At 34.2% G+C, this 21567-nt stretch carries 17 protein-coding genes; 3 read left to right on the forward strand and 14 right to left on the reverse strand.

From position 1 onward, the window contains the following. Window positions 1–78: 78 nt before the first annotated feature. From ACVQ8P_RS07625 to recX, 10 genes are all read right to left on the reverse strand, one after another. On the reverse strand, window positions 79–1422 hold the full coding sequence (locus tag ACVQ8P_RS07625) for a hemolysin family protein (RefSeq protein ID WP_462298623.1): 1344 nt from the start codon (window positions 1420–1422) through the stop codon (window positions 79–81). Window positions 1423–1509: 87 nt separating this feature from the next. Continuing rightward, window positions 1510–2154, reverse strand: coding sequence for a LysM peptidoglycan-binding domain-containing protein (locus ACVQ8P_RS07630; protein ID WP_462298624.1), 645 nt, complete (start codon window positions 2152–2154; stop codon window positions 1510–1512). Window positions 2155–2190: 36 nt separating this feature from the next. Next, the gene (locus ACVQ8P_RS07635) at window positions 2191–3708 is read right to left on the reverse strand and encodes an ATP-binding cassette domain-containing protein (protein WP_462298625.1); all 1518 of its coding nucleotides are present in this window, start codon (window positions 3706–3708) and stop codon (window positions 2191–2193) included. 154 nt (window positions 3709–3862) lie between these two features. Beyond that, window positions 3863–5080, reverse strand: a complete 1218-nt coding sequence (locus ACVQ8P_RS07640; protein WP_462298626.1) for a CDP-glycerol glycerophosphotransferase family protein — start codon at window positions 5078–5080, stop codon at window positions 3863–3865. Window positions 5081–5153: 73 nt separating this feature from the next. Then, complete coding sequence (gene tagD, locus ACVQ8P_RS07645; protein ID WP_462298627.1) at window positions 5154–5546, reverse strand: glycerol-3-phosphate cytidylyltransferase; 393 nt, start codon at window positions 5544–5546, stop codon at window positions 5154–5156. A 68-nt stretch (window positions 5547–5614) separates the two neighbouring features. Next, window positions 5615–6727 carry an AI-2E family transporter gene (locus ACVQ8P_RS07650; protein ID WP_462298628.1) on the reverse strand — a complete coding sequence of 371 codons (1113 nt, stop codon included), beginning with the start codon at window positions 6725–6727 and terminating at the stop codon, window positions 5615–5617. A gap of 145 nt (window positions 6728–6872) precedes the next feature. After that, complete coding sequence (locus ACVQ8P_RS07655) at window positions 6873–11816, reverse strand: bifunctional glycosyltransferase/CDP-glycerol:glycerophosphate glycerophosphotransferase (protein WP_462298629.1); 4944 nt, start codon at window positions 11814–11816, stop codon at window positions 6873–6875. 149 nt (window positions 11817–11965) lie between these two features. Then, on the reverse strand, window positions 11966–12523 hold the full coding sequence (gene ntdP / locus ACVQ8P_RS07660) for a nucleoside tri-diphosphate phosphatase (RefSeq protein WP_462298630.1): 558 nt from the start codon (window positions 12521–12523) through the stop codon (window positions 11966–11968). Window positions 12524–12605: 82 nt separating this feature from the next. Next, on the reverse strand, window positions 12606–13727 hold the full coding sequence (mutY, locus tag ACVQ8P_RS07665) for an A/G-specific adenine glycosylase (RefSeq protein WP_462298631.1): 1122 nt from the start codon (window positions 13725–13727) through the stop codon (window positions 12606–12608). Beyond that, on the reverse strand, window positions 13724–14533 hold the full coding sequence (gene recX, locus ACVQ8P_RS07670; protein ID WP_462298632.1) for a recombination regulator RecX: 810 nt from the start codon (window positions 14531–14533) through the stop codon (window positions 13724–13726). Before recX ends, mutY begins: the two co-directional genes overlap by 4 nt. A gap of 107 nt (window positions 14534–14640) precedes the next feature. Here recX and rlmD point away from each other — a divergent pair, with 107 nt between their 5' ends. Beyond that, window positions 14641–16038: a 23S rRNA (uracil(1939)-C(5))-methyltransferase RlmD gene (gene rlmD, locus ACVQ8P_RS07675; protein WP_462298633.1), complete on the forward strand. Its 1398-nt coding sequence runs from the start codon at window positions 14641–14643 to the stop codon at window positions 16036–16038. A gap of 54 nt (window positions 16039–16092) precedes the next feature. Here rlmD and ACVQ8P_RS07680 read toward each other — a convergent pair whose 3' ends face one another. The 4 genes from ACVQ8P_RS07680 to ACVQ8P_RS07695 all read right to left on the reverse strand — a co-directional run bounded on the left by ACVQ8P_RS07680 (window position 16093) and on the right by ACVQ8P_RS07695 (window position 20698). Continuing rightward, entirely contained in the window at window positions 16093–17817 is a 1725-nt protein-coding gene (locus ACVQ8P_RS07680) for an N-acetylmuramoyl-L-alanine amidase (protein ID WP_462298634.1), read from the reverse strand. 38 nt (window positions 17818–17855) lie between these two features. Continuing rightward, complete coding sequence (locus ACVQ8P_RS07685; protein WP_462298635.1) at window positions 17856–19490, reverse strand: glucosaminidase domain-containing protein; 1635 nt, start codon at window positions 19488–19490, stop codon at window positions 17856–17858. A 91-nt stretch (window positions 19491–19581) separates the two neighbouring features. Beyond that, on the reverse strand, window positions 19582–20433 hold the full coding sequence (locus ACVQ8P_RS07690) for a hypothetical protein (RefSeq protein ID WP_462298636.1): 852 nt from the start codon (window positions 20431–20433) through the stop codon (window positions 19582–19584). A 133-nt stretch (window positions 20434–20566) separates the two neighbouring features. Further along, window positions 20567–20698, reverse strand: a complete 132-nt coding sequence (locus ACVQ8P_RS07695) for a hypothetical protein (RefSeq protein ID WP_462298637.1) — start codon at window positions 20696–20698, stop codon at window positions 20567–20569. On the opposite strand from ACVQ8P_RS07695, the gene ACVQ8P_RS07700 reads away from it, so the two are divergent. Together ACVQ8P_RS07700 and ACVQ8P_RS07705 are read left to right on the forward strand one after the other, a co-directional pair. Continuing rightward, on the forward strand, window positions 20697–21260 hold the full coding sequence (locus ACVQ8P_RS07700) for a sigma-70 RNA polymerase sigma factor region 4 domain-containing protein (RefSeq protein WP_462298638.1): 564 nt from the start codon (window positions 20697–20699) through the stop codon (window positions 21258–21260). The genes ACVQ8P_RS07695 and ACVQ8P_RS07700 overlap by 2 nt on opposite strands. 100 nt (window positions 21261–21360) lie before the next feature. After that, window positions 21361–21561, forward strand: a complete 201-nt coding sequence (locus tag ACVQ8P_RS07705; protein WP_462298639.1) for a DUF1659 domain-containing protein — start codon at window positions 21361–21363, stop codon at window positions 21559–21561. Window positions 21562–21567: the final 6 nt, after the last annotated feature.

The raw sequence follows: 21567 nt of genomic DNA on the forward strand, positions 1-21567 counted from the left end.
ACAATGAACTTCGACGTAAAAAAATAAGGGCAATAGAACCACTACGTTCTGTATCCCTTACTTTACTTATTCCATATTTTATTCTTTCGTTTTTAAATCATCAGTCGTCACACTGGCTGGAATAATAACCTTCAATTCTACTAATCGAGAGCCATCCATTTTTTCTGTTTCCAGAATTAAGCCATTATCAAGCGTGACTTGCAATTGTTCGTTATCGTCAGGAATTCGACCTAATTCAGTCAATACGAATCCGGCAATTGTATCCACATCTTTGACATCAATGTCACAATTAAATTCATCATTAAAATCATCAAGAGTCATACGACCTTGCACAATATATTCATGTGCATTAATTTTTTTCAATGTATCGTCAGGTTTATCAGATTCATCATCGATATCCCCAACAATTTCTTCAATCAAATCTTCAATTGTGGCTAATCCAACAACACCACCATATTCATCTAATAAAATAGCCAATTGCGTATGTGTTTTCTTCATTTCAAATAACAAATCATCAACGGCCATTGTTTCTGGAATAAACATTGGCTCCTGCATAATTTGACGTAGCGTAATTCTATCAAATCCATATTTTCTAGCAGATTTAAGTAAATTTTTAATATGAATAACACCCACAACATTATCTTTATCATCACTATAAACGGGTACACGAGAATAAGGTTGTTTTAAAATTGCATCAATATTACGATCATTATCATTTTGTAAATCAATCATGAATGCATCCGTTCTAGCAACCATAACTTCACGAGCTAACTTCGTATGTAACGAAATAACCCCTTCCATCATTTCATATTCATCTGAATCAATGGCGCCACGTTCCTCACCTGTTTGAATCACACGAACGATTTCTTGTCGACTAATCACTTCTGTATCATTTTTATTAAACTTGATTGGGGTTATTTTTTCTAAAGCGAAAAGCGAAATTGATAACAACCAGTTAAGTGGTTTGAAAAATATCGCGATAACTTGAATAGGTCCAGTCGTTGCTCTGGCAATTTTGTCCGGCATTTGTAATGCCAATTGTTTAGGGTATAACTCCCCTAAAACTAGTGAAAAATAAGATAAAATCAACGTAACAATAACGACTGCAACATCATGTGCCCAAATTGCATTCCCGAATGCCGGTTCAACATATTTAGCTAAAGCTGTTGCTGCAAAAGCTGAAGACAAAAATCCAGCGAAAGTAATACTAATCTGAATCGTTGATAAAAATGAAGTTGAATTATTTAAAATACCAAGAATTCTTTTCGCACCTTTATCTCCGGCTTGCGCTTCTGTCTCAATCTTATTACGATTTACTGAAACTACTGCTAATTCTGCAGCTGAAAAATAGGCATTAATTAATGTCAAAATAACTAACAATATCAGCTGCAACAGCAGTTCGTGACCAGGGTCTGAACTCATTTACTCATCCGCTCCAATTCATTTATATTTATTTTTTAACCATACGCATTATACACCCATTAACAATTGACTGACAAAAAGTAACGATTAGTTTGCATTTGTATTGTTACTGTTACTTGTTGAACTTGACGTATCTGAACTTGAATCCGAATTTGAATCTGACGAATCTGTACTTGAGTCTGAATTCGTGTCCGAACTTGAATCTGAATCTGTACTTGTCGTATTATTATCTGATCTGGTTGTATCTGTATCCGTTGTTGTGTCTGTACTTCCACTTCCAGCAATGACTTTAATTGATTGGCCTGGTCTTAACGTCGTATTTTCCATGTCATTTAACGCAATTAATTCTTTTACCGTCATTCCATGGTCTGCCGCGATAGATGATAATGAATCACCATAAGCAACAATCAATGTATCCGTATCAACATTAGCACTTGATGATGACGCCGTTGTTGTTCTTGTCTTACTTTTCTTAGTCGTGACTTTTTTCTTTTTTGCTTTTTTCTTTTTTGAATCTGAGCTTGAACTAGAATCCTTTTTACCATATTTATCTTTAGCAGCTTTTTGTTGTTCTGCGTATTCTTTTTTCTGTTGTGAAGCTGATCCTGTTTGTCCACGATTAGCGACCCATTCGACCACATTGTGACCAGATTCTGTACTAGCTAATACTGTTCCCCCACCAACACATACAACTACGGCTATCCCAATAATTACCTTTGTTCTTAATTTCATAGCTTCCTCCAAGTTAACTTATAGTTATCCCATTATTTATTTGGGCACTTTTATTTTTTGTCCTAAATGTAAAAAATCTGATGATAAACTATTAATATCCATTAATTTGTCACTCGTTGTATTATTCGCAGTCGCAATACTTGATAAACTATCGCCATCGCCAACTTCAACCGTCTTTGTACTAATTTTATCGATACTTTCTTGTTTCGAAATACTCTCTTTTTTAGCAGATTCTGAACTAGCCAGCTTTTCAGATGACTCCTTAGCCGCAGCTGATTCACTCGCTTCACTTGCTGCCTTGGCTCTAAGTTCACTCTCTACCCTGGCTTTGGATTCACTTGCTTTAACTTTGGCAACTGATTCTTTCTTCCGTTTTGCAGAAGAGACACTGGCTAATTTACTTGAAGTTGCTTTAGAAGATGACGCCACTTTTTTAGAGGCATCAACCACACTAATTGAACTAGAAATTGCCAATTTTTTTGCTTTAATTGACGACTTTCGATGACTGTCAATTGAGATAGACTCCTGTTTAGCATTATTCGTTTGAATATACTTCGCAGAAACCGTTCCCACCACCGCTAAAATCAAAATGCCGATAATAACTAAAGCTAATCTACCATGACTCTTACTATGCCCATTGCTTTTTTTCTTTTTTGATTCATATTTTGCCTCATCAAATGCTTGCCCATTATAAAAGGCCTCCCGGCGACGCAACTCAACAGAACGAGGCATATCGGGATCAAAATGAGTTTCTTTATACTGTGTGTACAAAGCCTCTACACTAAATGATTTACGCTCTACATCACGTTCTTTATCGTATTCATGTCGCTTTATATCAGACAAACTATCATACCAAGCAACAAAATCTAAATAGCCCATAACAACATGTTCAGATTCGCCAATATCCATTAACTGACCATTTTGAATCCATGCAATTCTATCTGTTAAGAATTCCATTTGTTGTAAATCTTGGCTAGCTAGTACAAAAGTCTTACCTTCTGTCTGTAGGCTTTTAATTTTTTCAACCGTTTTTTGATAAAAAATATCATCTAACGCTGACAAAACACCATCTAAAATAATAATATCAGGTTCAATAAAAAAAGCCATTGCTAATTCAACTCGAGCGCGCATATCAGGTGAATAATCTTCAATTTTACTCTCTTTTAAAACGCCCAAATCAGCAAATCTCAAGACATTGTTTAATGTTTGATCACTATTCTTATAATCAATGTTTGAATCTGTAATCGCATCTTGAATATTCTGAACAGCCGTCTTATCACGCTTCAATTGTGTTTCATACGACACAATTGTTGTGTGCCCGGCCATCGTTAAGAAGCCCGTCGTTTGTTTTGCTTTACCAGCAAGAATCTCAGATAACGTTGCTTTTCCTGAACCTCCCATGCCGATAATACCAAAAAACTCTCCAGGATAAATATCGAAAGAAATCCCCCTTAAAGCCCAATAAATATCTTTTGAATCTTTATCAACTTTTCGATTTTTCTTACTTGTGATTCCTTTTGTAACGTACTCTAAGCGAATTTTATAGTCTTCCATTTTACCACCATTAACCACCCAGCTATTTTGATTTTAAACAGCAACCTGTATACAATTACACTTATACAATTTTACCATTAATCAATAAAAATTAACATCTTATCTAAATATTTCAAGAAATAAAAAACATGTTCCTTAGAAAAAGCGAACATGCCTACTTACCTAAGATAATGTCGGATACTTTTTTAGAAGCTTGCCCATCATCCCACTCAATAAATTTAGCTTGAAAATCTTTAAAACGTTTTTCATAACCAGGATAGTTATCATTTTTAGTGTAGACAGCCAATTGTTTATAGAAATCCGCTTCTTCAACAACAACAGGTCCTGGTGCCTCTGCTTCGAAATCAATATAGAAGCCCCGTAATTCATCACGATAATGGTCTAAATCGTAACAATAAAATAACATTGGCCGATTTAAATTAGCATAATCAAACATCACTGAAGAGTAATCCGTAATCAACATATCACTCATTAAATAAAGTTCCGTAATATTTTCATCAGCCATAATCTTAACCCGGTCTTCAAAACCAGTAACATCTATCCCATTTTTGACTAAGTAATGAGGTCTCATAATCAAAATAGTATCATCTGACACATGTTTAAAAAATTCTTCAAATGAAAAAGCTAAGTTAAATTTATAGACTCCTTGACGGAAAAAACTGTCATCACGCCATGTTGGCGCGTATAGAACCACTTTAGCATCTTCATTCCCGAGATAAGCTTTTTTTAACGCTTTAATATTTTTTTCATTATTGTCGGCGTATAAAATATCATTTCGCGGGTAACCAATATCTAATGATTTATTGTTAAATGCAAACGCACTTTCAAAAATATCTTTTGAATATTGATTGGGCGCAATCAAATAATCCCAACGTGCTGTCTCAGCCGTAAAATTAGCGTGATATAACTCCGTCGTTGTGCCTGGCATTGCAACATTTTCAATATCCATACCTAGATGTTTCAACGGTGTGCCATGCCAAGTCTGAATATAGGTTGTTTTTGAATTCTTTTTCCACCAAATAGGTAACCTTGAATTAAATACCCAGAACTCAGCTCTGGCCATCTTAATTGTCCAACCGAATCCAAAGCGTTTAATCAAATTAATTTCGGGGTACTGTTTTTTTAAGCTATTATATAGCCCTGGTTTAACACTAAAATACAACCGTTTTGCATTTTCTTCACCAAAATCAGCTCTGACCTGTTTGTAAATAGCCATTGGATTATCGTTGATATCGCGACCGTTAAAACTCTCAAATATCACTTGCTGTTTCTTAACAGAGAATATCGTCATGAAATCATTCAAGAGTATCAAAACTTGACGCCCAACTCGTTTAATTATCTTTTGCAGTATTCCTTTAAAATTCTGTTTCATCAGTACTTTAACACCCCTATCATTCAATATTTACTATAAAAAAACGTAAAATATTCTCATATTTTACGTTTTTTTATAGATTCATTCCTAAATCTTTTTTAATTTTAGTTGTTGAAATACCGTCCGTTCTTGGTAGGTAGATAACTTCACAGTATTCACTGAGAAAATCAAACTTACCTTTCCAATCATCACCCATTACAAATGTATCAATATGATTATCAACAACATCACTAATCTTTTGATCCCATTCTGTTTCTGGAATAACTTCATCAACATATTTAATGGCTTCTAAAATAAATTTACGATCTTCATATGATGTATAAGCCTTTTTACCTTTGATTGCATTAAATTCATCGGTTGAAATACAAACCGTTAAATGGTCACCCATTGCTTTTGCACGTTGTAAAATTCGCACATGTCCTTTGTGTAACAAATCAAATGTTCCATAAGTAATTACTTTTTTCATGTTATTTCTCCTCCGTCACTATTGACAATAATAATTTATTTTATCACAACTCACAATTATTGTCTGCCTTATTTTTCTTGTAGTCGTCTAATATCGTAAACATATTGAACCACAACTTTCACAACTGCGTACAATGGGATTCCTAGAATCATCCCTAATAATCCAGCAATATTACCAGCTACTAACAATAAAATAATGATTGTCAATGGATGAATATTCAATGATTTACCAATAACATTTGGATAAACAAAATTACCATCAACTTGTTGCACAACTAAGACAACAATAATCACAAAGATAACTATTTGAGTCGACTGCGTCACTGCAATAATTAATGCTGGGAAGAGTCCGATATACGGTCCAATATACGGAACAATATTAGCAAAACCAGCAACAACCCCTAATAATAGCGCATAGGGCATGCCGATAATTGAATATCCAATTGCAGTAAAGACACCCACAAAGAGACATTCAATCGCTTGACCACCAATGTAAGCTGAAATAGTATCACCCATTCGACCAAGTAATTCAACCAGTTCATCACCATGTTTTTCTGGAACCAGTTTTTTGAGATTTGGTACTAATTTTTGACCATCTTTCAACATATAGAACAACATCACAGGCACCGTTAGTGCAACAACGGTCACACTAGTTACCACACCAATCATCGAACCAATAGAATTCGTTAAATTTGTTGCGATTGATTTAAAATAAGTACCCATAGAACTTTCAAATTGATTTAGATAACTATCAAAATCAATTTCTTTAAACCAAGCATATTTATTTAAATGATCAAACATGTCCGTTGATGAATCACTAACTGCTTTCGCATAACCTGGTATGTGAGTCACTAACTGGCCTAATTGACTTAATAGTCTTGGAATCATGTACCCGATTAATGCAACGAGAACAATTGCTAAAAAGACAAAAACAATCGCGACCGCACCCGTTCGACTAATTTTAAATTTTTTGATTTTCACTTTCATTAAAAACTTAACAACTGGATTAAAAAGATAAAATAAAAAGCCAGATACAATAATTGGAATAAATAGGGTAGAAATAAATGTACCCACAGGACTAAAAATAAAACTTATTTTTGTACACATCCAAATTAATGTAGCCACAATTAACAATTCAAGCGACCAAAACATTAATTTGGAATTTCTTAATCTATCTAGCATCGTAATAGTTCTCCTTTAATTTACAGCTAATAAAATTATTATACCGTAATACGACTAACAATTATAGCGTTATCCATTATAGGAAAAGTAATCAAAATAATTCATTCAACTAAAAAAGACGCCAAATTGGCGTCTTTTAAAATAATTATTTTATAATATCTTGTTCATCAATCCAGCCAGTTGTACCGTCATCCATCGTAATATGCATTAAGGTAGCGCCAACTTTATTTTTTTGAATAGGATCAATCAAATAACCTGTTTTATCAACTTTACTTTGCTTATTAATTCTAGCATCAATATTTTTTACAAATTGATACCCTTCTGAACCATAGATTTCTGACCAAACTTCGGCACCATCGACAATCGAAACCTCAATAGTGTCAATAATTGTCTCATTTTTCTCATAAACACGTTCGTTCATCACAAAATCAACAAGACGTTCAGTTGCGTGACCATCTTCCCAAGCATTATATTTTTCAACAAAACTTGCATAATTAGGATGGACGCTCTTTGTTTCAAAAGCTTTTTTTATTTCTTCGATAACAGCATTCGTATCCTTAACAATCGGACCTGGAACGTCCTTTTCGTAATCAAAATAGAACCCTCGAATATCATTCGCATATTCATCTAAATCATACGCAAAGAAAATAATGGGTCTTCTTAACGTTGCAAAATCAAAGAATACAGACGAATAATCAGTAATTAGTAGATCACTAATCAAATAAAGATCATTAATATCTTCATATTCAGAAACGTTTAGTGCAAATTTTTCGTAGTTCGTTAAATCTAATGAATTAGCAATTAAATAATGTGTTCTAACAAGAACAATGATATCATCCCCAAATTCTGCCTTCATTTTATCTAAATCAAGATGCAAATTAGCCGTAAAGTAATCCGCTTTAACATACTCATTATCTCGCCATGTTGGCGCATATAAAATAATCTTTTTATCTGAATTAAGGCCCAAATTACTTTTAATTTTTTCAATATCTGATTGTGTATAATTCGTTAAAATATCATTTCTAGGATATCCAGAATTAATCATTTGATTACGGTTCAAGCGGAATGCTTGTCTAAAAATATCTGAAGAGTATTGGTTAGGTGTTACAGCGTAATCCCAACGATCAGAATCTTTTGTTACCTGACTATGGTATTTTGCCGCATCTACTCCTGGCATTGATCCTGTATTCACATCTACCCCAATTGTTTTCAGTGGTGTTCCATGCCATGTTTGGATTATAGTTGCACCTTCAGGTTTAACCCACCACAATGGCCGGCGAACATTAGTAAACCAATATTTGGCTCTAGCCTGTTTAAAAATACCTTTAAATGAAAACCGAATAACATAAGGAATATGATGTTCTTTGAAATACGTTTCATATTCCTTATTTACATTCCAATACATTTTATATTCTGGATAGCGATTTTTCATATATTCATAAATAGCTTTTGGATTATCACTATATTTGCGTCCAAAGAAGCTTTCAAATATAATAATATTTTTCTTTGACATTTTTCCAATAATATTAAATATTTTAGGATACCATTTTTTAAATTTTGTTAGTTTTTTTATTTTATTTCTAATTACTTGCACACTTGGCACTTGTGGTAATAAATCATCACCAATCATTTCTTCAAAAACCTGTTTCGAGGCATTCCCTTGGCGACCATAAGTACAAAATTCATCATAAAATTCGATTCTTTTTTGCGTGTATGTTGTCTGAAGCTGATTAAAATCACTCAATTCTGCAATAATTTTATCCGTCGTGTCAACAATAGGTCCAGGAACTATAGCTCTATAATCTAAGTAAACACCCCGAGTATCCTCAGTATAATCTTTTAAATCATAGGCAAAGAAAATCATCGGACGTTTAAGATGCGCATAATCAAACATTACTGAACTATAATCAGTAATTAATGTGTCTGCAATTAAATATAAGTTCTCTACTGTTGGATAATTCGAAACATCATAAGTAAATCCTTCAAATTCAGTTAAATCAATTTTATTTGCAACAAAATAATGTAATCTTACTAACAGAACATATTCGTCACTTAATTTATCTTGCATCTGCTTAATATTTAACTGAAAATCAAAACCATCTTTATTACGATATGTTGGTGCATACAGAATCACTTTTTTATCCAACGGTATTTTAAGAGACTTTTTAATCTGTAATATATTTGTTTCGTTATTTTTTTGATAAAGAACATCATTTCTTGGAAATCCTGATGTAATTAGCTTTTTTTCAAAATTAAACGCATGACTAGCTGTTTTATCCATGTATGGAGAAGGTGAAACAAGATAGTCCCAACGTTTAATTCGCTTCAGAAAATTATTTTGACGACCTTTTGATCCATCTTTGAAATAAGGTTCATCAAACCCCATAGTTTTCATAAAAGTTCCATGTAATGATTGAACTTCTACTTGTCCTTGACGTTTTGCATATTGATTAGGGAGATTTGTATTCTCAATAAAATATTTAGCACGTGCCATATAGTACCAATATTTTTTGCTAAAATAACGAACTCGTTGGCCATTACCAGTAATAGTTGTGTTAGGATCTTTAAACAACCATATACATTCATAATCAGGGAAATTTTCTTGAATGTAATCATAAATAGCTTTTTCATTACCATTAAAATATGCACCCCAGTAGCTATCAAAAACAATTGTTTTCTTTTTCAAAGGAAACAATCGTTGCAATGGGTAATATATAGAAAAATTAATTGCACGTTTTAATTTAGTAGAATCTTGTCTATCCCATGATAATTTCTGATTTAAAATCAAAAATTGATTGTTTGTTACGGTTAATGAAGTTCTAACTAAATTGTTGGTGTGACTCTCAAATGTTTCTAAAAGTTCAGGTTCTACATTAAGTTGTGAGTGGATAACTTGATTATCAAAATAAAAATCCAGATAGATACTGTACTTAGCAGCCTTAATAAAACTATCTTTTTGTTCATTAATTAAATTTATATTAGCTAAAATTTTACCATTAGAATTCATTTCAATGTCATCAAATTGATACTTATATTGTTCATTCTGATCGATTACTCGTAAAATAATTTTATTAGCTTTTTCTTGAAATAACGTATTTTCAGCAATTAGTTGTAATTGACTATCATTTAACCACTGTATTTCAATCAATTTTGAAAAACGTGAAGCAATAAAAAGTCCAATTTTATTTTTCATATTTTTTTGAATCAATAAACTATGTTGAGCAACCTCATATTTTTGTACTTGCTTCTCATGTGAAAATTCATAATTTAAATTTAGTCCTTGCTTATCTACTAATTGAAGATATTTTTGCGCTACAGAACTAGAATTAATAATCTCATGAACTGAAAATTCAAATATTACTTGATGTGTAGACACATTTTTTTTATTCCCGATAACTTGAGAAATAATCTTATTATTTTTCTTATCGATACTAATTAAATTGGTCGTATCCGGCTTATTCAACCATGCTGAAATAGTTATTTTATCATGGTCAACCGAAATTGTTTGAATTAAATTTGTTTGAAATTCTTTTTTACTCTCAGTCTCACTTATCTGCAGTGGCATCACATTAAATGCTAATGTCCAATCAAAACTGAAAGCAGTTTTAATTTGGTATCCATTCTCAGAAAGTATATTACTTTTAAATTTACGTTTTGGACTCGCTAAAAAATCTGTAACATTAATATTTTTCACTTGATAATTAACTTGTACTTTCCAAATACCATTTCCTAATATTTGATACGCTTGTTGCTGATTAAATGTTATCTTAAAATAACGATAATCAGAGTGTTTAAATAAATGTCGACGCCGCTTAATACTTTCTCGATTAAACGCTATTGGCATTACTTTATCAGTTAAAATATTTACTAATTTAACTGTAAAATTTTCTTTTAATTTTTTAGTTACTTTTAATTGATTAAGTTGTAGCCATCCCGTTATCGTCGTTTCATTAGTTTTTTCATCAAAATCTACTTTTAAAATACGTTGCTCAAATTTTTGTGATTTTTCAATGCTTACCGCGTTAGCAACATCTACTGAAATATTAGGGTCCACGAATTTATATTTATTCTTTCGTTCAATAATTTGTCCAATATTTTTACGACGATAACTATATTTTTTTAAATCTTTAATATTTCCTTGTAAAAGAGCTGCATATTGAATCTGATTTTTAATAGATAGTTGCTTAAATAACTCAGGATTAATATCTCGAATTATTAAAGTTGTCATTTTTTGAAATTCTAATATGTAATCTTCTTCCGATTCCCTAATGTCCTGCATTGATAATGGAATATCAGTAGCTAATAATTTTAAATTAAAAGCATCTTCAACATTTTGAGTGGCGCCATATTGTTTCATATATGAACGAGTCAGTTTTAGCATTTTCAACCGATCTTTATAATGTTGTATATTATTGCCACGACTCTGTGTGATAGACTTATTATCACCCTCTCGCCAACGCCATTTATATACTGGACTTGTAATGATATTGATATGATTTGCTAGTAAATGAGCAGCCATCATAACAGGAATATCTTCATACAACATTCCTACGGGATAGCGTAAATTATTTTCTATAAACAATTTTAATCGGTAAACTTTGTTCCACGAGGTCGTATCATAAACTAATTCTGGATGTTCTTGAATAGACGTCTGATATACCGTATCTTTAATAGCCAACTTATGTATATACGAACGTACATTACGTGTGGAATTAAACCTTACAACTGCACCAGTTGCTAAATCTGAATTTGTTTGTTCAACAGATGCCATTAATAAATGATAGGCATTTGCTGGAACTAAATCATCACCATCAACAAAAGCAATATATTCACCAGTAGCAGCCTCAATCCCTGCATTTCTAGCAGCACTTGGTCCACCATTATCCTTGTGTATAACTTCAATATTATCAAATAATGCTACGTAACGATCCATAATTTTTGCTGTTAAATCAGTAGAACCATCATCAATTAAAATAATTTCCAAATTTTTATAACTTTGTTCTAGTATCGAGTTGATACTTTCTTCAATAAATTCTTCAACATTATATCCTAAAATTATAACTGAAAGTAAAGGTGTATTTTTTGTCATTATTTATGTTGTCTCCTTAAAATTCTTCTACTTGTATACATTTTACAAGTATAGCATGTATATTTTCAATAATATATTCAAACTTTCCAAGTCAAGTTATGATCACAATAGAAAAGAGTACCCACCATAAAAATGACGAATACCCTTTTCTATTTTTTATTCTCACGTTCCGCTAGTTCGAGGTAACGATTGTACCAGATATCTATATATTCTTTAGAAAATGGCCCTTTCCCGTTATCTATCCAGTCTACGAGTGTCCGGACATTATACTTCAATATCTTATCGATATCGTTAGAATAATCCCATTTTTTCCCGTGTTCTGCATATTCATCTACATCCAATAACCGCTTCTCACCATCTGGGAAAACTTTGACATCTAAATCATAATCTATATATTTCAAAGCTTCCTTATCCAAAGTGGCTGGTGAGGCCAAATTACAATAATAAGAAACGCCGTTATCACGTATCATGGCTATGATATTAAACCAATAATGCTTATGAAAAAAGATGATTGCGGGTTCTCTGGTCACCCATCGTCGACCATCTGCTTCGGTCACTAAGGTATGATCATTACAACCAATAATCATGTTCTCACTTGTTTTTAACACCATCGTATCACGCCAAGTTCGATGCAAACTACCGTCGTGTTTATAACTCTTTATGGTAATGAAGTCGCCTTCTTTAGGCTCCTTTGACTGATTACTCATCTCTACCAAAACCTACTTTCTAAACACGTCGCACATTTTACATCGATTGCAAAGATATTATACCAAAAAAAGAGCCATTTTACTAAGATTTATTTGAGGAAAGACTTAAATATCGGTCCCAAATCTTTTGTTGCACTTTAGGCACTGCAATCTGATCAAAATCTTGCACAGGTACGAATTCACCAGGAAAATAACTTAAATCAAACGAAGTTGTTTTCACAACAAATAAGTCAATCAGCCATTTTTGATGCGTAAAGGTATGTTTGACTACTTGTCCTTCCAACGCAGAAAACGCCAACTGATGAGCCAAATTAGTCTGGCTCCATTGACTTAATCGAGCAACCACATCATCTGTTAACAATTCTTCATCTGGTTTGTCTTTCAACTCTTCCACTTTAATTAAAGGAAAGGCTAATAAATTAGCAAGCATCCCTTTACTCGACCGTTTCTCGAACAAATACCCTTTATCCGTTTCGATGACCAAGGCAATATAGGGAATTTCAACTGGACGTGGTTTCTTTGATTTCACTGGAAATACCAATTCTTTTCCATCTAAATAAGCTTGATTGAAGGCTTTAACTGGCGAATGCTCAGTATCAGGATTCTTGGCACTCATGTAACTTGAGCCTAAGTCCATGACCGCTTGGTTAAAGTCACCAGGCCGTTTTTTAGAAATGACTTGTTGAATCACTTTTTCAAAAACCACACGTGTCTGTGGCTTCGCAATGTCCTCTTCTATCTCAAATAACCGTGAAAAGACCCGAAACGCATTCCCATCAACCGCAGGAACCACTTCATTAAAGGCAATACTCGCAATTGCCCCCGCCGTATAAGGCCCAATGCCAACTAAATTTTGTAATTCCGCAGCCGTTTGTGGCCATTGCCCTTCATAATCTTGAACAACTTGCTTAGCTGCTTTTTGCATGTTGCGGACTCTCGAATAATACCCAAGCCCTTCCCACGCTTTTAGAATTTTTTCTTCTGGCGCATTTGCAAACTGTTCAACCGTTGGAAACCAATCCATAAACCGTTCATAATACGGAATAACCGTGTTGACTTGCGTTTGTTGCAGCATAATCTCTGACACCCAAATGTGATAAGGCTCATGGTCTTTACGCCAAGGTAAGACACGTTTCTCACTATCGTACCAAGTCAACAAGGTGTCTTGAAACTCTTTAATTTTTGCGTCATCCCACATCTTCATTCAAGCGCCTCATCTTGTTCTTTCAATTCAATATATTCATTAATATCGTCAAACTGGAACCCTTTTTGAAATAAGCCTTGTTTCACTTTCATAGCTCGTTGACTACCTTCTAAGCCACGTTGTCGTTTCCAAACTTTATCTCCTTGTTTAACAAGGGCATCCCATTCTTCTTCAGGATCCATCTCAAGTTCTAAAGCATCCATGATTTGTGAGACATCGTCCGATTTAAAGCCTTTAGTCATCAATGCCTGACGAACCTTATTGGTTAAATTTTTAAATGATTGATCATGATAATGTTTAACTAATTTTTCGGCAACTTTAATCCCATTTTCTAGCTGCTCATCAACTGGAAACTCTTCTAATGCCTCATCAATGCTCTCAACGGCAACACCTTTTAATCGTAACTTCTGACGAATAACCGTTGGCCCTTTATCAGAAGTATGCATCATGGTGCGCACATAGCTTTTAGCATACTCGAGATCATTAATTAATCTAAATTCATCTAATTTTTCAATCGTTTCTTCAATTGCATCTTCAGTAATTTCATATTTTTTCAAATAATCTTTAATTTCTTTGACTGTTCGCATTTGCGTAGATAGGTAATTTAATGCTTTAGAATAAGCCTTTGATCGATCATCTGCATTAGCAATTTGTTGAATTAATGCGTCATCTAACTCCATCCCTTTTGCAAGATGAAACGAAATCAAAACTTCTTCTCCAATTGGAAAAGCGTACTTCTCATCAAGAAAAACATTATAGCGACCGACACGTTTTTGTGTCGTAATTTTTGTAATTTTTTTTGTCATGTTTACTCCTTTAAATGCTTATCTTGTTATTATATCTTTGAACTGCCAAAATGCCAATATTACCTGTGTTATAATAAGGAAAAAGCAATAAGGAGTTTATAAAAACTATGGCAGACAATCAAGAATTTGGAACAGAAATCGAAGCCGGTTCACGCTTCCCTTTAACTATTAAACGCTTAGGCATTAATGGTGAAGGTATCGGCTACTACAAACGTAAGATTACATTCGTACCTGGTGCACTTCCAGATGAAGTCGTTGTGGCAGAAGTGACTAGTGTGTCACCCACTTACATCAACGCTAAAATTCACAAAATTCGTAAACAAAGCCCCGTCCGTGTTGAACCAAAAGATGCCACTTACGGTGAAGTTGGTGGTATCGAATTAGAACATTTAAACTACAAAGGTCAATTAGATTTCAAAAAAGATGTTATCGTCCAATCTTTAGAAAGATACAAACCCCGTGGCTATGAACATTATGATTTAAAACCAACTATCGGTATGCAGACACCTTATGAATACCGTAATAAGGCGCAATTCCAAGTTCGTGAAAAAGACGGTCATGTAATTGCGGGTCTTTACAAACCCAAGAGTCATGATTTAGTCGACTTAAAAGAATTTAGCACACAACGTCCAACAACGATGTTAGTTATTCGTCATGTAGTTGCTTTATTAGAAGAACTTGAAATTCCTATCTATAATGAAGAAGCCAAATCAGGTATTATCAAAACACTTGCTGTTCGTGAATCATTCGATACTGGTGAGGTGCAATTAACTTTCATTACAAACTCATCTAAGTTACCTAAGAAACGCGAATTAGTCATGCATATTTTAGAAGAATTACCTATGGTCACTTCAGTGATGCAAAATATCAACAAAGGCGAAACCTCTCTTGTTTGGGGCGACGAAACGATCAACATTGCTGGACAAGATTTCATCATGGAACGTCTTGGTAAAATGAAATTCAAATTGTCAGCACGGGCTTTCTTCCAATTAAACCCAGTCCAAACCGGTGTTTTGTACGACGAAATCGGTAAAGCCCTTAACTTGGATAAGAGTGAATCATTAGTTGATGCTTACTGTGGTGTTGGTACAATTGGCCTTTATGTTGCCCATGGCGCTAAAGAAGTTCGTGGAATGGATACGACACCTGAAGCAATTGAAGATGCTAGAGAAAATGCAGTCTTATCACATCAAGAAAATACGACTTATGAAGTCGGTAAAGCAGAAGATATCTTACCAAAATGGTTAGAAGAAGGCTTTGTCCCTGACGCCTTGGTCGTTGATCCCCCACGTACTGGTTTAGATGATCAATTAATTGACGCAATCAATAAGAGTCGTCCTAAGAAATTTGTCTATGTGTCATGTAATCCTTCGACACTTGCCAAAGACCTAGAATTATTAACAAAATCATACCGTGTTGATTACATTCAATCAATCGATATGTTCCCACAAACATCAAAAGTTGAAGCCGTCGTTAAATTATCACGTCGTTCTTCTGGAAAATAAGCAAAAAAAATAAGCCAGATGGCTTATTTTTTTTGCTTTATCTAACTATCTACCCTAAACAATATCAGTTCGTCCAACTAATACGCTACCATAAGTCCAATAAGTTTTCCCCGTTGACTTAACGGTAAATCGATACATGTAAGAATTTGCTTTACCTTTTTCTTTAATCGTTGCCATACAGTCTATAGTAACAGCTTGACCTTTAATTTCTGCATCACTTGCTTTAGCTGTTGTTAATGACAAGTATTCTGAATTATACACATGATCATGTAACCGATACGTACTTGTTTTGCTAACTGTTGCCGTTTGTTTAAGTGCCTTATAGGTAACCTGTTGATTAAAGGTTACTGCATTAGCATAAACCCAATATTTTTCTGAACCAACTTTTATTTGGTACCATGTTGTTCCTGCATTTCGTTTCTCTGCGCGAGATAATAACTGAACTTTTTGACCCGTCAACTTTGTTGACATCCCATAACTAACTGTATTATCTGTTGTATTTTTAACAGTGTTATATAAAACATAACTATTCGCATTCACTGTTGCCGTTTCTGAGCCATCTGCACGATGTTTTTCTAATTTATCTAGTGCTTGCTTCTTCACTGCACCCGTATAAACCCAATGATTATTGGCACCAATTTTAATTCGATACATCGTTGATTGAGCACCATCGTAATCAGTAACAACTGCTTTACTATTAATTTTATATGTTTTATTTTTATATTCTTTAGAATCACCCGTCTTTTTAGACAAATAATCTGAATTATAAACATGATTATGCAACTGATATGATTTACCATTAAAAGTCCCAGCAATATTCATTGCTGAATATTTTATGTTCCTTAATTTTAAAGCTTGACTATAAACCCAATATTTAGTTGATGATCCCTTAGCTCTTACTCGATACCATGTGGTACTACCATTTTTAACACTGCGCATATCTGCATAGACTATTTTACCAGCTAGCTTAGAAGCAGCTCCTTTATCTACACTACCAGATGTGCCTTTAACATGATTATAAAGACGGTAACCCGAATTATTAACCTTTACAGTTTCAGATCCTGCCGCACTATTATACACTACCTTTACACTTAATTGAGCATAATATTCTTTAATTAAGGTATATAAATCTGTCATTGTATATGCATCATTAAACCAAGTTTTACCAGAATCACTATAGTATCCTACTGGGTCACCATGATCTGTACCACCTAGATAATTACTAACATCGGCATGTGCCCAAATAGTCGCAACTGAGCCATGATTCGAGGCAGTTGCTAAACTTGGTTTTAATCCATATTGTTGTAATATATATGCAACATAGTACGCTGCATTATTAACTTCACGTGCGAAAGCTTTCTTACTGTGCACACGTGTTTCCTCAAATTGAACATAACGCTGATTACCGACTGCTCCAGATCCCCAAGACATTAAATTAGTCTTAGCAATATTAATAATATGATTATCATCAATAAAACTATGTACAAACGCATTTTTATAATTAGATTTCATATATGCAATTTCACCCGTAATAGTAGATGATGGATTAGCTGTTTCATGAATAACTACACCTTCAGGTTTACCACGTCGATAGCCCATACCACTTGTTGGAAAACCACTCCAAATTGAACTTGTTACACTATTGGGTTGTATCTTTTGCGAATGTATATAATCATTTACCTTAGATGAAGCCGAGACTGAAGTCCCACTTCCAATCATTAATCCCCCCATTACAATACCTAGAATAATGGTAAATTTCATTATTAAATTTTTCTGCATTTTTTAATAGTTCTCCTATTTTTATTCTTCACTAAACACTAAGAAGCATTAGCACGACCAACTAATACGCTACCATAAGTCCAATAGGTTTTCCCCGTTGACTTAACGGTAAATCGATACATGTAAGAATTTGCTTTACCTTTTTCTTTAATCGTTGCCATACAGTCTATAGTAACAGCTTGCCCTTTAATTGTTGTATCACTTGCTTTAGCCGTTGTTGATGACAAATATTCTGAATTATACACATGATCATGTAATCGGTACGCACTATTTTTGCTAACTGTTGCCGTTTGTTTAAGTGCCTTATAGGTAACCTGTTGATTAAAGGTTACTGCATTAGCATAAACCCAATATTTTTCTGAACCAACTTTTATTTGGTACCATGTTGTTCCTGCATTTCGTTTCTCTGCGCGAGATAATAACTGAACTTTTTGACCCGTCAACTTTGTTGACATCCCATAACTAACTGTATTATCTGTTGTATTTTTAACAGTGTTATATAAAACATAACTATTCGCATTCACTGTTGCCGTTTCTGAGCCATCTGCACGATGTTTTTCTAATTTATCTAATGCTTGCTTCTTCACAGCACCCGTATAAACCCAATGATTATTGGCACCAATTTTAATACGATGCATCGTTGATTTAACACCATTGTAATCTGTAATGACCGCTTTATTATTGATCGTATATTTTTTATTTCTATATGATTTAGAATCACCAGTCTTTTTAGATAAATACTCTGAATTATAAACATGATTATGTAACTGATATGACTTACCATTAAAAGTCCCAGCAATATTCATTGCTGAATAATTTACCTTTCTTAATTTTAAAGCTTGACTATAAATCCAATACTTAGTCGTTGTCCCTTTTGCCCTTACTCGATACCATGTGGTACTACCATCTTTAACACCACGCATATCTGCATAAACTGTTTTACCAGCTAGCTTAGAAGCGACACCTTTATCTGTACTTCCCGCTGTCCCTTTAACATGATTATAGAGACGGTAACCTGAATTAGTAACTTTCACTGTTTCAGATCCTGCCGCACCATTATAGGCAACTTTTACATCCTGATCTAACTCATGTAAACCGTATGTTGAAATTAATGTATTCAACATCTTACCGTAAGCACTACTTGTTGAGTATCTTAAACTCAACGCTGCTGTAGCCTTCTGGTAGGTGCTAGCTTTTTCACGCCATGTTCCTGAGTAGTAATTAGCATCCCAATCGACACCATTACGCATATGGTTTGCGTAATCTTCGATTGATGCTTTAACATTTGGATATTTTCTGAACTTTGAAACTGCGTAATAGGGGTTACCTTTTTTATCATATTCCAATGATTTAACTGAATATGATTGTCCGTTGTAGCTCCCCTTCATCCCAAAGTAGTTATTCGCCTGAGTTGCAAGTTTACTTTGACCCCAAGAACATTCGAGAATCATTTGTGCTAACATCACTGATGAATATAAGTTTTTTTCTTTTGAGACTGCTTGAATAGTTGGCCCCATCTTCTTAACGAAGGCTTGCGTTTGTACGACTGTTGCGGCATCAACTGTTGATTCGTGGTTCCCTTGGTTCACGATTGGTAAATTCATCACACTAAATCCGGTAATAGCGACGAATGTTACTGTCATTAACTTTACTAATAACTTTCTTTTATGCATGCTTTCCCCCTGTTTTACAAATCTGTCATCTTATAATTATATCAAAACGTTGGGTCTAGTGGTGGGGTTTTTCGTTACATTATGATTACAATTAGTAATGCAGTATGCCTCTATTCGTATGCGTCCAACTACATGTCTGCTTGATAACTGAATCATCGGGAGCTTCATCAGAATAACCTTTCAAAGTATAGACAGCTAATAATCGTTTCACTTCCTTAATAAAATCAATCTTATCCACGTAAGTATCACATCGATTTTGAACTAATGACAAGATTGCATCATGGTATCTAAATTGAGGAATTGGCGTTTCATAACCAAGTTCAGCAGCGACTTTACTAGCCAAGGAATCCTGAATATCCGTAAAAAGATGCGCCAAATTCAATTGTTTCAGGAATTGGGCATAATTACTTTGAACTCGGATTCTCAACCCATTATTAAAAAATAAATCCGTCCCACTTTCGACATCAGAAATATTTGCCAAGTGATGCCCTGCGGTCCACGACGCCCCACGTTTTGAAGGCCCACTGTCTGGAAACAATTGATACATGCCACAGGTATAAGGTAATGCTTGTTTCTTTTCAACTAATGACCCAATTGCACGCATTGCCACAAAAGTTAGAATCTTTTCATTAATTAAACGGTTCACAAAATTTGTTGTTGTATATTTACACAATAAAATGCCTTTATGTTTGTCAAAAATAATGGAACGCAGATTACCCCGTTTTTCATTCATATGATGGATATACAATGTGGTCTCCATATTAACCTGATAATTATCGGTCACTATCCCATGTTCCGTGAAAAAATCATCATCCAACACATCAATAATCGGATGGTTCTCCAACAACGTCCGCCAATATTGTGTTCCAACAGATAACAAGCGTGTTTCCGGATAATCAATAATTTCCTCAAAATTCCGGCTTCCCTCTTTCTTCCAATTCAATAGCTTACTCCCTTTCTTGTTTCAATTTGTTTAGCAACTTAACTTACGGTACAGATTTTATCGCTCACAATCTTGTGTGAACTTAAGCGTAATGATTAAGTTTATCTTAAGAAAGCTTAAAAATGACCTTTATTTAACAAATGCTCATCAAAAACCCATAAATAGTCCCATTTCGTCGGGTATTTTCTGAACCAATAAGTCCGTATTCTAATGAAGAACCTTGGCCAAGGAATCCTAATAATGAAGCGGAGCTACTATCTAACATGACAAATCAACCAAATCCAGGATTAACTTTCCTATTAGAAAACAATCGTGATGCACTTGTCTTCGGCGTCTTGAAAAAAATGGCTTTAAATCAAAATCATCCTTCATATGATGATTTCGTGCAAGAAGGTCGCCTAGCTTTCAGTGCAGCTTACGACCAATATCCTAAATGTATTGAAGATAACGAACAGACTTTCATGGTGTACGCCTATCAACGCGTCTACTGGCGACTGCTTGATTTGATTAATCGTCAGTCCAATCAACAGACCCATCTAGAACCTAACGGGGATGATTCAACGAACCCAACTGATGCCATTATTGATTTGACCCTTCAAACGCAAGATACCATTGCTGAAAAATTATTCACTGAACATCTTTTTAAAGCCCTATACGATTTGTGTTCAACCGTCGAACAACATTATCTAGTCGATTGTTATATCAGACATCAAACGGTCGCTGAAATTGCCACAAGTCACCACGTCAGCCGTCAAACTGCCTATAACTGGCGCAATAACGTTGGTAAAAAAGCTCTTTTAGTCATTGCGCAAATGAATCGGGAATAAATTTTGACTAGTTGCTTTACAAAGTGCGTCGCTGATTCTTTATTATCTATGTAAGGCGTCGCGGCACTTATCAAATAAAGACACACAAAGGAGAATACACATGAGTAAAACTTGGGTAAAAACAAACGTCATCGTTGAGGGATTAAGTTCTGACGGGGCTGAACGTAAACGTTCATTCGCTAACATTACTGAAACTGCCTCTAACGAAGCCATTGCACAACTTGGTGCTACAATTGAAACCTTAACGGGAGATAACACAGTTAAATTAGTTATCCGTACGGAATCAAGTCTTTTAGCTTAAACAAAA

The organism is Dellaglioa sp. BT-FLS60, assembly GCF_054941065.1.

Bases quoted from the DNA above. Each gene is read 5' to 3' on its own strand.
- ACVQ8P_RS07625 (WP_462298623.1), bottom strand. From the start codon at position 1,422: ATGAGTTCAGACCCTGGTCACGAACTGCTGTTGCAGCTGATATTGTTA.
- ACVQ8P_RS07630 (WP_462298624.1), bottom strand. From the start codon at position 2,154: ATGAAATTAAGAACAAAGGTAATTATTGGGATAGCCGTAGTTGTATGT.
- ACVQ8P_RS07635 (WP_462298625.1), bottom strand. From the start codon at position 3,708: ATGGAAGACTATAAAATTCGCTTAGAGTACGTTACAAAAGGAATCACA.
- ACVQ8P_RS07640 (WP_462298626.1), bottom strand. From the start codon at position 5,080: ATGAAACAGAATTTTAAAGGAATACTGCAAAAGATAATTAAACGAGTT.
- tagD (WP_462298627.1), bottom strand. From the start codon at position 5,546: ATGAAAAAAGTAATTACTTATGGAACATTTGATTTGTTACACAAAGGA.
- ACVQ8P_RS07650 (WP_462298628.1), bottom strand. From the start codon at position 6,727: ATGCTAGATAGATTAAGAAATTCCAAATTAATGTTTTGGTCGCTTGAA.
- ACVQ8P_RS07655 (WP_462298629.1), bottom strand. From the start codon at position 11,816: ATGACAAAAAATACACCTTTACTTTCAGTTATAATTTTAGGATATAAT.
- ntdP (WP_462298630.1), bottom strand. From the start codon at position 12,523: ATGAGTAATCAGTCAAAGGAGCCTAAAGAAGGCGACTTCATTACCATA.
- mutY (WP_462298631.1), bottom strand. From the start codon at position 13,727: ATGAAGATGTGGGATGACGCAAAAATTAAAGAGTTTCAAGACACCTTG.
- recX (WP_462298632.1), bottom strand. From the start codon at position 14,533: ATGACAAAAAAAATTACAAAAATTACGACACAAAAACGTGTCGGTCGC.
- rlmD (WP_462298633.1), top strand. From the start codon at position 14,641: ATGGCAGACAATCAAGAATTTGGAACAGAAATCGAAGCCGGTTCACGC.
- ACVQ8P_RS07680 (WP_462298634.1), bottom strand. From the start codon at position 17,817: ATGCAGAAAAATTTAATAATGAAATTTACCATTATTCTAGGTATTGTA.
- ACVQ8P_RS07685 (WP_462298635.1), bottom strand. From the start codon at position 19,490: ATGCATAAAAGAAAGTTATTAGTAAAGTTAATGACAGTAACATTCGTC.
- ACVQ8P_RS07700 (WP_462298638.1), top strand. From the start codon at position 20,697: ATGACAAATCAACCAAATCCAGGATTAACTTTCCTATTAGAAAACAAT.
- ACVQ8P_RS07695 (WP_462298637.1), bottom strand. From the start codon at position 20,698: ATGTTAGATAGTAGCTCCGCTTCATTATTAGGATTCCTTGGCCAAGGT.
- ACVQ8P_RS07705 (WP_462298639.1), top strand. From the start codon at position 21,361: ATGAGTAAAACTTGGGTAAAAACAAACGTCATCGTTGAGGGATTAAGT.